This is a genomic window from Modestobacter lapidis (genome assembly GCF_054780755.1).
Window position 1 is genome coordinate 61,149 of sequence record NZ_BAAGVS010000024.1, and the last position, 10,823, is coordinate 71,971.

Here is a 10,823-nt window from a genome sequence, read left to right on the forward strand (position 1 = left end):
GTGCCCGACGCGGTCGCCCCCGTGCGGCAGCCACGTGCCGCGCCGCGCGCGGCGGCTTGGTTGGATGGCGTCCGTGGAGAGCGAACCGGTCGTCGAGATCCGCGGTGTGGACGTCGTCCGGGGGGAGGCCCACCTGTTGCGTGGGGTCGACTGGACCGTGCGCGCCGACGAGCGCTGGGTGCTGCTGGGGCCCAACGGGGCGGGGAAGACGACCCTGCTGCAGCTCGTCGCCGCGCAGATGCACCCGACCCGGGGCGAGGTGCGGATCCTCGGCGAGACCATGGGGGCCGTCGACGTCTTCGAGCTGCGGCCGCGGATCGGGCTGACCAGCGCCGCGCTGGCCCAGCGGATCGCCCCCGGCGAGCGGGTCGGCGACGTGGTGGTCAGCGCGGGCTACGCCGTCATCGGGCGCTGGCGGGAGCGCTACGACGTCCACGACCTGACCCGCGCGGCGATGCTGATGCAGCAGTGGGGCGTGGCCCCGATGGCGCACCGGCCGTTCGGCACGCTGAGCGAGGGCGAGCGCAAGCGGGCGCAGATCGCCCGCGCGCTGATGACCGACCCCGAGCTGCTGCTGCTCGACGAGCCGGGGGCGGGGCTCGACCTCGGCGGCCGGGAGGACCTGGTCACCCGGTTGTCCGGCTTGGCCAGCGACCACTACGCGCCGGCGCAGGTGCTGGTCACCCACCACGTGGAGGAGATCCCGCCGGGCTACTCGCACGCGCTGCTGCTGCGCGGGGGCGAGGTGCTGGCCGCCGGGCCGACGCCGGACGTGCTCACCGCGCCGCTGCTGTCCGAGGCGTTCGGGCTGCCGCTGCAGGTCCAGCGGGAGAACGGCCGGTACTCCGCCCGCCGGGCCTGACGGGAGAGCCCCTCATTCCCCACCCCTCGCACGCTCGGGGCGGTGCCCTGACGGGGGCCGGAGGGCCATGACTAGGGTGCCCAGCATGTCAGCAGCGCCGGAGTTCGTCACCCTGCAGGTCGAGGCGGGCGTGGGCACCATCCGCCTCGACCGCCCGAAGATGAACGCGATCGACGAGCAGCTGCACTGGGAGGTGCGCGGCGCCGCGCAGGCGGCGGCCGAGCGGGCCGACGTCCGCGCCGTGGTTCTGTACGGCGGTGAGCGCGTGTTCGCCGCGGGCGCGGACATCAAGGCGATGTCGACGATGACCCAGGAGAGCATGACCGGCTGGGGTCACGAGCTCACCACGTCCTTCACCACGGTGGCCGAGATCCCCAAGCCGGTCATCGCGGCCATCACCGGCTACGCCCTCGGTGGGGGGTACGAGCTCGCGCTGTGCGCCGACTTCCGGGTGATGGGCTCCACCGCCAAGGTCGGCCAGCCGGAGATCCTGCTCGGCGTCATCCCCGGCGCCGGGGGCACCCAGCGGCTGGCCCGGCTGGTGGGCCCGGCCAAGGCCAAGGACCTGGTGTTCACCGGCCGGCACGTGGGGGCGGAGGAAGCGCTGGAGATGGGCCTGGCCGACGCCGTCGTCCCCGACGACGAGGTGTACGTGACCGCCGTGGCGATGGCGCGCAAGTTCGCCGCCGGGCCGCCGCTGGCGATGGCGGCGGCCAAGCGCGCCATCGACGCCGGTGGGGACGGCGACCTGGCTGCCGGGCTGGCCCTGGAGAGCCGGCTGTTCGCCGAGCTGTTCGACACCGAGGACCAGAAGACCGGGATGCGGTCGTTCCTGGAGAACGGCCCGGGCAAGGCCACCTTCGCCGGTCGATGACGGCCGACGTCCCTGCTGCCGACGTCCCTGCTGCCGACGTCGACCGGTCCGACGCCGGCGGCCGGGCCTGGCTGGAGCGGGCCGTCGCGCTGGTCGAGGCCGACGCGCGGCGCAGCGCCGACACCCACCTGCTGGTGTATCCGCTGCCGCCGGAGTGGGGGGTGGACCTCTACCTCAAGGACGAGTCCACCCATCCCACGGGCAGCCTCAAGCACCGGCTGGCCCGCTCGCTCTTCCTGTACGCGCTCTGCTCGGGCCAGCTGACCGAGGGCAGCACCGTGGTGGAGGCCTCGAGCGGGTCGACCGCGGTGAGCGAGGCCTACTTCGCCCGGATGCTGGGGCTGCCCTTCGTGGCGGTCATGCCGGCGGCGACCAGCCAGGAGAAGATCGCGCTCATCGAGTTCCACGGCGGTCGGTGCCACCTGGTCGCCGACCCGTCGGCGGTCTACGCCGAGGCCCGGCGGATCGCCGCGGAGTCCGGCGGGCACTACCTCGACCAGTTCACCAACGCCGAGCGGGCCACCGACTGGCGGGGCAACAACAACATCGCCGAATCGGTGTTCGAGCAGCTCGCCCTGGAGCGGCACCCGACGCCGGAGTGGGTGGTGGTCGGGGCAGGGACGGGGGGCACCAGCGCGACCATCGGCCGCTACGTGCGCTACCGCCGGCTGCCCACCCGGCTGGCCGTCGTCGACCCCGAGGGTTCGGCCTTCTTCCCCGGCTGGCGCGACGGTGACCCGGCCGCTGCCGGTCGCGGATCGCGGATCGAGGGCATCGGGCGGCCGCGGGTGGAGCCGTCCTTCGTGCCGACGATCGTCGACCGGATGATCTGCGTCCCGGACGCCGCCTCGCTGGCCGCGATGCGGCACCTCGAGCGGGTCACCGGCCGGCGGGCCGGTGCCTCCACGGGCACCAACCTGTGGGGCGCGCTCGGCCTGGTCGCCGAGATGGTCGCCGCCGGCCGCGGCGGGAGCGTGGTGACGCTGCTGTGCGACGGCGGGGAGCGCTACGCGCACACCTACTACGACGACGGGTGGGTGGCCGCCCAGGGGCTGGACCTCGACCCGTATACGAGGACCCTGGACCACCTCACCCGCACCGGGGAGTGGCGGTCCCACCCGGCTGAGAACTTCCGTGACCGGGGCCACCCGGGCGCGGACTGAACGATGCTCGTTACCCACGAGTAACCTCGATCCGGCAGCAGGCGGGCTCCCGCCCGCGCCCCCGAACCACCGCGGAGGATGGTCTGACGATGAACATCGTCGTTCTGGTCAAGCAGGTCCCCGATTCCGGCACCGAGCGGAAGCTGGACCCGGCGGACAACACCGTCGCGCGGGCGACCGCGGACAACGTGATCAACGAGATGGACGAGTACGCCATCGAGGAGGCGCTGACCCTGCGGGAGGCGCACGGCGGTGAGGTGACGGTGCTGACCGTGGGCCCGGACACCGCCAAGGATGCGATCCGCAAGGCGCTGTCGATGGGGGCGGACAAGGCGGTGCACGTCTCGGATCCCGCGATGCACGGGGCGTGTGCGCCGCAGACGTCGGCGGTGATCGCCGCGGCGCTGGGCCAGCTGGAGTACGACCTGGTGCTGTGCGGTGCGGAGTCCACCGACGGGCAGGTGTCGGTGATGCCGGCGCTGCTGGCCGAGCGGCTGGGCATCCCGCAGCTGTCCGGGGCGCGCAAGCTCACCGTCGAGGGGTCGACCGCCCGCATCGAGCGGCAGACCGACGGCGGGTACTGGGAGCTGGAGGCGGCTCTGCCGGCGATCGTGTCGACCTGGGACACCATCAACGAGCCGCGCTACCCCTCGTTCAAGGGGATCATGGCGGCGAAGAAGAAGCCGGTGGAGGTCAGGACGCTGGCCGAACTCGGCCTCGACCCGTCGACCATCGGTCTGGGGACGGCGACGTCGCAGGTGCTGGACTTCGCCGGGCGCCCGCCCAAGGGCGAGGGCGTGAAGGTTCCCGACGAGGGCGACGGCGCCGACAAGCTGGTGGGCTACCTGGTCGCCCAGAAGATCGTCTGACCCGGGCCCACCGAGAGCTGAGGAGAAGCAGTCATGGCTGAAGTGTTGGTTCCCGTCGAGCTCGACCCCGCCGGCACCGGCGTCCGCAAGACCACGCTGGAGGCGCTCACCCTGGCCCGCGTGCTGGGCGAGCCGTCCGCGGTGGTGCTGGGCGCGCCCGGCACCGCGGCGTCGGTGCGGAACGTGCTGGCCGAGTACGGCGCCGCCAAGGTTTACGTCGCCGAATCACCCGACATCGACGACTTCCTGGTGGCCCCCAAGGCCGAGGTGCTCGCGCAGCTGGTGGCCGGGAAGTCCCCGGCCGCGGTGGTCATCCCCTCGTCGGCGGAGGGCAAGGAGATCGCCGGGCGGCTGGCGATCAAGACCGGGTCGGGTTTCCTGACCGACGTCACCGACGTGACCGCGGACGGCACCGCGACCCAGGTCGCGTTCGCCGGGTCGACCATCGTGCACTCCACGGTCACCGTCGGCACCCCGATCTACACCGTGCGGGGCAACTCGATCACTCCCGAGCCGGCCCCGGCCGACGCGGTCGAGGAGACTGTGGCGGTCCAGGTGTCCGAGGCGGCGAAGGCCACGAAGGTCGTGCAGCGGGTGGTGGAGCAGAAGTCCGACCGCCCGGAGCTGACCGAGGCCTCGATCGTGGTCTCCGGTGGCCGCGGCGTCGCGAGCGCGGAGAACTTCTCGGTCATCGAGGGCCTGGCCGACTCCCTGGGGGCGGCGGTAGGGGCCTCCCGGGCGGCGGTGGACTCCGGGTTCTACCCGCACTCCTTCCAGGTCGGGCAGACCGGCAAGACCGTCTCGCCGCAGCTCTACATCGCCGTGGGCATCTCCGGGGCGATCCAGCACCGGGCCGGCATGCAGACGTCGAAGACCATCGTCGCGGTCAACAAGGACCCCGAGGCGCCGATCTTCGAACTCGCCGACTTCGGCGTGGTCGGCGACCTGAACACCGTCGTCCCCGCCGCCACCGAGCAGATCACCGCCCGCAAGGGCTGAGGAAGGGCCCCGCTGCCCCCCGCCGCTCGCCGGATCGTGGCGGGACCGGCAGCGGGGCCATCGACTCCCGCCATGGCCGGGAAGTCGGGAAGGGTCCGGGCCGGGTGGCGGTTGGCGGGGTCGTGGGCGGATCAGCGGCGACGGCGGAGGTGCTGGACGCCCGGCACCGGTCGACGGCCATCGGCCCCCTCCTCCTGCCGCTGCTGACGACCCCGGTGGCCTTCGCGGTCGCGGCGCCGGGTCGCCCAGCGGGCGCGACTACCCTGGCGGCGCCATGACCTACCTGGACCACGCGGCCACCACGCCGCTCCTGCCCGCGGCGCTGGCGGCGATGACCGACCAGCTGGCCCGGGTGGGCAACGCCTCCTCCCTGCACGCCAGTGGCCGGGAGGCCCGCCGCGTGGCCGAGCAGTCGCGCGAGCGGATCGCCGAGGTCCTGGGCGCCCGCCCGTCGGAGGTGCTCTTCACCGGCGGCGGCACCGAGGGCGACAACCTCGCCGTCAAGGGTCTGTTCTGGGCGCGCCGGACCGCCGACGCCCGGCGCCGGCGCATCGTGGTGAGCCCGGCCGAGCACCACGCCGTCCTGGACAGCGTCGAGTGGTTGGAGAAGCACGATGCCGCGGAGGTGACCTGGCTGCGGGTCGACCCGACCGGCCGGATCGGCGCCGAGGCGTTCGCCGAGGCGCTCGGCGACGGCCGGGACGTCGCGCTGGCCAGCGTCATGTGGGCCAACAACGAGATCGGCGCGGTCAGCGACCTGGCGACGCTGGCCGACGTCGCGCACGAGGTCGGGGTGCCGCTGCACACCGACGCGGTGCAGGCCGTCGGCCAGCTCCCGGTCGACTTCACCGCCAGCGGAGTCGATGCGCTCACCATGACCGGGCACAAGATCGGCGGTCCGATGGGCGCCGGTGTCCTGCTGCTGCGCCGCGACGCCGACTGCACGCCCCTGCTGCACGGCGGCGGTCAGGAGCGCGACGTCCGGTCCGGCACGCTGGACGTCGCGGCGATCGTGGGGCTCGCCGTCGCCGCGGTCACCTCGGTGGGCGATCGCGCCGGGCGCACGCCGCGACTGGCCGCGCTCCGCGACCGGCTGGTCGCCGGCGTCGTGGACCAGGTGCCCGACGCGGAGCTCAACGGGCCGCCGCTGGATGACGTCGTCGCCGGCGCGCCGGGCCGGCTGCCGGGCAACGCGCACCTGTCGTTCCCGGGAGCCGAGGGCGATGCCCTGCTGATGCTGCTGGACGCCCGCGGGATCGAGTGCTCGACCGGCTCGGCGTGCAGCGCCGGGGTCGCCCGTCCCAGCCACGTGCTGCTCGCCACGGGGGCGGACGCCGCCCGGGCCCGTAGCTCGCTGCGCTTCAGCCTCGGTCATACCTCCACCGACGCCGACGTCGACGCGCTGCTCGACGTCATCGCGCCGGTGGTCGAGCGCGCCCGCCGGGCCGGCACGGGGCGAGGTGAGCGGCAGTGAGCGCACCAGCCCGGGTCATCGCGGCGATGAGCGGGGGAGTGGACTCCGCGGTCGCCGCCGCGCTGGCCGTCGACGCCGGTCACGAGGTGACCGGGGTGCACCTGGCGCTCTCGCCGGATCGGCAGACGCTGCGCAGCGGCGCGCGGGGGTGCTGCAGCGTCGAGGACGCCAACGACGCCCGCCGGGTCGCCGACGAGCTCGGCATCCCGTTCTACGTCTGGGATCTCGCCGACCGGTTCCGCGAGGACGTCGTCGATGACTTCGTCGCCGAGTACGCCGCCGGCCGGACACCGAATCCGTGCCTCCGCTGCAACGAGAAGATCAAGTTCTCCGCGGTGCTGGACCGGGCCCGAGCGCTGGGCTTCGACGCCGTCGTCACCGGCCATCACGCGCGGCTGGCCGGCGGCGAGCTGCGCCGCTCGGTGGACGCGGCCAAGGACCAGTCCTACGTGCTCGGCGTGCTCACCGCCGAGCAGCTGGCCGGGGCGGTGTTCCCGCTGGGGTCGATCACCAAGGAGCGCGTCCGCGAGATCGCCGCCGAGCGCGGCTTCGCGGTGGCCACCAAGCCCGACTCGCACGACATCTGCTTCATCCCCGACGGCGACACTCGGGGCTTCCTGAGCCGGCGGCTCGGCGTCCAGCCCGGCCCGGTGGTCGACGCGGCGACGGGGACGACCATCGGCGAGCACGCCGGCACCCACGGGTTCACCATCGGCCAGCGCCGCGGGCTGGGCGTCAGCGCCGGCGACCAGCGGCCCCGGTACGTGCTGGGCATCGAGCCGGTCACCCGCACCGTCACCGTGGGCACCGCCGAGCAGGCCGAGGTCGACGAGGTGGTCACCGGCACGCCCACCTGGAGCGGGCCGGTGCCCGACCTGCCGTTCGCCGCCCAGGTGCAGCTGCGGGCGCACGGCACCCCGGTGCCGTGCCAGGTGAGCGGAACCGAGGGCGGCGGGCTGCGCATCGCGCTCGCCGAGCGGCAGCGCGGCGTGGCGCCGGGGCAGTCGGCGGTGCTCTACGCGCCGGACGCCGCCCGCGGTGACCGGGTGCTGGGGCAGGGCGCCGTCGTGCGCGCAGGTGAACGGCACCGGTCGGTCTCCTCCTGACCGTGGCGAGGGGCGCGCGGGGCCGCTAGCGTCCGGACGGACCGGTTCGGACTCGTCCCTGGAGGACCCCGTGCGCCGTACGCGTCCCACCGTCGCCGTGACCCTGGCGCTCGCGACCGGACTGGTCGGGGTGCCCGCCGCCGCCTCGGGCACCCAGCGGAACGTCGACGTCCAGCTGGTCGCGATGAACGACTTCCACGGCCGCGTCTCGCTCACCAGTGGTGGAGACAGCGAACTGGTCACCGCACCGGGTGGCGACGGCGCCTACGGCACCGAGGACGACGTCGTCGCCGAGGTCGGCGGTGCGGCGAACGTGGCCGCGACGGTCCGGCAGGTGCAGACGTCGTTCCGCGGCACCGCCGGTGGCTCGGCGGCGTCCTTCTTCGTCGGCGCCGGCGACCTGGTCAGCGCCTCCCCGTTCGAGTCCAGCGTGTTCAAGGACGAGCCGACCATCGAGGTGCTCAACGCGATGGGGCTGGACGTGTCCTCGGTGGGCAACCACGAGTTCGACCGCGGCACCCAGGAGCTGCGCCGCATCTCCGCGGCCACCGACGGCCGGTTCAGCGACGACGTCACCGCCTGCGAGGGCGTCACCGTGGGGGTCGACGGTTGCTTCGGCACCGACGAGCACGCCTTTTCCGGCGCACGGTTCCCGTACCTGGCCGCCAACGTGCTCGACACCGCCACCGGCGCCCCGATGCTGCCGCCGTACCAGGTCTTCACCACCCCCGACGGCAGCCGGATCGCGCTGATCGGCGTGGTCACCGAGACCACGCCGACCATCGTCGCGCCGGCCGGGATCGCCGACGTCCGGTTCGTCGACGAGGCCGAGGCGGTCAACCGCTACGTGCCGGAGCTGCAGGCCGACGGGATCGAGGCGATCGGCGTCCTGGTGCACGAGGGCGGGGAGGCCGAGGGCCCCGCGGCGCTGGACCCGAACGGCTGCGACCAGCTCACCGGGCCGATCGTGGGGATCAACGACGCCGTCGACGACGCCGTGGACCTGATCGTCAGCGCGCACAGCCACCAGGCCTACAGCTGCCTGCTGCCGGTGCCCGGCGGGCAGCCGCGGCTGGTCACCCAGGCCGGTTCCTACGGCCGGCTGGTCACCGACATCCGGCTGACCCTGGACGGGGAGACCGGTGACGTCGACCGGTCCGCCACCTACGGCGCGATGAACGTCCCGGTCACCCGGGAGGCCTCCGATGCCCGCGTGCAGTCGATCGTCGACCACTGGGCCGGCCGGGCCGCGGAGGCGGGGAACGCCGTCGTCGGCACGGTGACCGGTGACCTGCTGCGCGCGCGGGACGCCGGCGGCGCACCGGTGCGCGACGACGAGTCGGTGCTCGGCACCTTCGTGGCCAACGCCCAGCTCGCCGGTGCCCGGGCCGTGCCCGAGCTCGGGGAGCCGGTGGTCGCGTTCATGAACCCCGGCGGCCTGCGCACCGACATCCCCTTCGCGAGCAGTCCGGCCGGCGAGGGCGACGGGAACGTGACCTACCGGGAGCTGTTCGACGTCCAGCCGTTCAGCAACACGGTCAACTCCGTGTCGCTCACCGGCGCCGGCATCGACGCGGTGCTGGAGCAGCAGTTTCCCTCGGCCGCCCGGGACAGCACGCTGCTGCTGTCCACCTCCGACGGTTTCGGCTACCAGTACGACCCGGCCCGCGCCGAGGGCGACCGGGTGTTCGACTGCTCGATCACCATCGCCGGCGTCCCGGTCGACCCGGCCGGCACCTACCGGGTCGTGGCGAACTCGTTCCTCATCGGCGGCGGCGACAGCTTCACGGCGTTCACCAGCGGGACCGGGCCGGTGACCGGACCGGTCGACGTCGACACCGCGGTGTCGTATCTGGCGGCGAACTCGCCGCTGACCCCGCCGGTGGGCGACCACGCCGTGCTGGTGTCCGAGCCGACCTGCTGACGCGGCCCGCCGGGTCGGCACGGCGGCGGGCTACCGTCGGCGCCGTGGCCTCGCCGAGTGAAGGACCCCGTCCCCCTCACCCTTCGCATGCTCAGGGCGAGCCTCTGGACGGGGCCGGGGAGCCGGCTCGGTGGGGGCCGGCCTCCGGTGTCGGGTCGCTGCCCGGCACCGATCCGGCCGAGGCGCTGCGGCTGGTGACCGGTGAGCTGCCCGAGTTCGCGCACCTGCCGGAGCTGCCGGCCCGCGGGCCGGGCGCCGATCTGATCGGGCGCACCGCCGCGCTGCTGGTCGACGTCGCGGTGGACCTCACCGCGGCCGGGTGGCGGCTGGTCGCGCGCCCGGGCAACGACCTGCGGCGGGCGAAGGAACTGCTCGAGCGGGACCTGGACGCCCTGTTCGAGGTCGCCGGCGGCTACACCGGCCCGTTCAAGGTGCAGGCCGCCGGGCCGTGGACGCTGGCCGCCGGGCTGGAGCGCTCGCGCGGCGACCGGGCGGTCGTAGACCCGGGCGCCCGCCGGGATCTCGCCCAGTCGCTGGCCGAGGGGCTGGCCGCGCACGTCGCCGCGGTGTCCGCCCGGATGCCCGGCGCGCAGGTCGTCGTCCAGCTCGACGAGCCGTCGGTGCCTGCCGTCCTGCAGGGCGGGCTGCCCACGGTGAGCGGCTTCGGCAAGCTGTCCGCGATCGAGGCGACGACGGTGGAGGAGGGGCTGGCCGGGCTGGTCCGGCAGCTGCCGGTACCGGTGGTGGTGCACTGCTGCGCCCTCCGGGCGCCGCTGGACCTGTTCCGCGCGGCCGGTGCCGCCGGGCTGTCCTTCGACCTGGGGCTGGTGCAGGACCTGGATGCCGTGGGCAGCGCGGTGGAGGCGGGCACCCATCTGCTGGTCGGCGTGGTGCCTGGCACCGACAGCGCCCTGCCCGCGCCCAAGGCCACCGCGACGCGGGTGCAGGCCTGGTGGAACGAGCTGGGCTTCCCGGCCGATCAGCTGGCCGCCGCCGTCACCCTCACCCCGGCCTGCGGCCTGGCCGGCGCGAGCGCGGGCTACGCCCGGACCGCCCTCACCCACGTGCGCGAGGCGGCGAAGTACCTGCTGCCGGAGTGACTTCCGGCCAGTCGCGCAGGGCTCTGACCTGCTGCTTTCGCCTTGTAGTGACCTTCTCAGTGCGGTAGGATTCGAACATCAGTTCGAGTGACTGCGGGAGGTGTCATGGGCGAGTTGTCCTCGGCTCTGGACGCGCTCGCGGCTGAGGATCTGCACGACCTGAGCGATGGGCTGGTGCTGGATCGGGTGGCGGAGCTGGTGCGGGTGGTGAACCGGGCGACCGCAGAGCTGGCCCGGACGGTGCGGCACGCGGGTTGCACGCAGGCCGTCGAGCACGACGGGATGACGAGCACGCGGTCGTGGCTGATCGGGCATCCGCGGCTGGCGCCGGCTGAGGCCTCCCGGCTGGTGCGCGCGGGTCGGGTGTTGGAGCACTTCCCGGTCATGGCCGCGGGGTTCGCTGCCGGGGACATCACTGCCGCCCAAGTCGACGTGGTCGCCGGCGCGGTCGG

At 74.1% G+C, this 10,823-nt stretch carries 10 protein-coding genes; all 10 read left to right on the plus strand.

What is annotated here, in order from left to right:
• Positions 1-64 precede the first annotated feature (64 nt).
• Positions 65-862 (plus strand): ABC transporter ATP-binding protein, encoded by a 798-nt coding sequence (locus ACYVG5_RS18290; RefSeq protein WP_222049168.1) that lies wholly within the window; start codon positions 65-67, stop codon positions 860-862.
• An 85-nt stretch (positions 863-947) separates the two neighbouring features.
• Positions 948-1,736, plus strand: a complete 789-nt coding sequence (locus tag ACYVG5_RS18295; protein WP_222049169.1) for an enoyl-CoA hydratase-related protein — start codon at positions 948-950, stop codon at positions 1,734-1,736.
• Complete coding sequence (cds1, locus tag ACYVG5_RS18300; RefSeq protein WP_222049170.1) at positions 1,733-2,899, plus strand: L-cysteine desulfhydrase Cds1; 1,167 nt, start codon at positions 1,733-1,735, stop codon at positions 2,897-2,899. Before ACYVG5_RS18295 ends, cds1 begins: the two co-directional genes overlap by 4 nt.
• Positions 2,900-2,988: 89 nt before the next feature.
• Positions 2,989-3,768, plus strand: coding sequence for an electron transfer flavoprotein subunit beta/FixA family protein (locus ACYVG5_RS18305; protein WP_222049171.1), 780 nt, complete (start codon positions 2,989-2,991; stop codon positions 3,766-3,768).
• Between the two features lie 33 nt (positions 3,769-3,801).
• Entirely contained in the window at positions 3,802-4,767 is a 966-nt protein-coding gene (locus tag ACYVG5_RS18310; RefSeq protein WP_222049172.1) for an electron transfer flavoprotein subunit alpha/FixB family protein, read from the plus strand.
• A 274-nt stretch (positions 4,768-5,041) separates the two neighbouring features.
• A complete protein-coding gene (locus ACYVG5_RS18315) occupies positions 5,042-6,241 on the plus strand; it encodes a cysteine desulfurase family protein (protein ID WP_222049174.1) in 1,200 nt (399 codons plus the stop codon).
• A complete protein-coding gene (mnmA, locus tag ACYVG5_RS18320; RefSeq protein WP_460683424.1) occupies positions 6,238-7,347 on the plus strand; it encodes a tRNA 2-thiouridine(34) synthase MnmA in 1,110 nt (369 codons plus the stop codon). Before ACYVG5_RS18315 ends, mnmA begins: the two co-directional genes overlap by 4 nt.
• Before the next feature lie 70 nt (positions 7,348-7,417).
• Positions 7,418-9,271 (plus strand): bifunctional metallophosphatase/5'-nucleotidase, encoded by a 1,854-nt coding sequence (locus ACYVG5_RS18325; protein ID WP_222049175.1) that lies wholly within the window; start codon positions 7,418-7,420, stop codon positions 9,269-9,271.
• A 44-nt stretch (positions 9,272-9,315) separates the two neighbouring features.
• Positions 9,316-10,371: a methionine synthase gene (locus ACYVG5_RS18330; RefSeq protein WP_222049176.1), complete on the plus strand. Its 1,056-nt coding sequence runs from the start codon at positions 9,316-9,318 to the stop codon at positions 10,369-10,371.
• Positions 10,372-10,476: 105 nt separating this feature from the next.
• The coding region (locus ACYVG5_RS18335; RefSeq protein ID WP_460683425.1) for a DUF222 domain-containing protein at positions 10,477-10,823 on the plus strand (347 nt) is incomplete at its 3' end.

Bases quoted from the DNA above. Each gene is read 5' to 3' on its own strand.
- ACYVG5_RS18290 (WP_222049168.1), top strand. From the start codon at position 65: ATGGCGTCCGTGGAGAGCGAACCGGTCGTCGAGATCCGCGGTGTGGAC.
- ACYVG5_RS18295 (WP_222049169.1), top strand. From the start codon at position 948: ATGTCAGCAGCGCCGGAGTTCGTCACCCTGCAGGTCGAGGCGGGCGTG.
- cds1 (WP_222049170.1), top strand. From the start codon at position 1,733: ATGACGGCCGACGTCCCTGCTGCCGACGTCCCTGCTGCCGACGTCGAC.
- ACYVG5_RS18305 (WP_222049171.1), top strand. From the start codon at position 2,989: ATGAACATCGTCGTTCTGGTCAAGCAGGTCCCCGATTCCGGCACCGAG.
- ACYVG5_RS18310 (WP_222049172.1), top strand. From the start codon at position 3,802: ATGGCTGAAGTGTTGGTTCCCGTCGAGCTCGACCCCGCCGGCACCGGC.
- ACYVG5_RS18315 (WP_222049174.1), top strand. From the start codon at position 5,042: ATGACCTACCTGGACCACGCGGCCACCACGCCGCTCCTGCCCGCGGCG.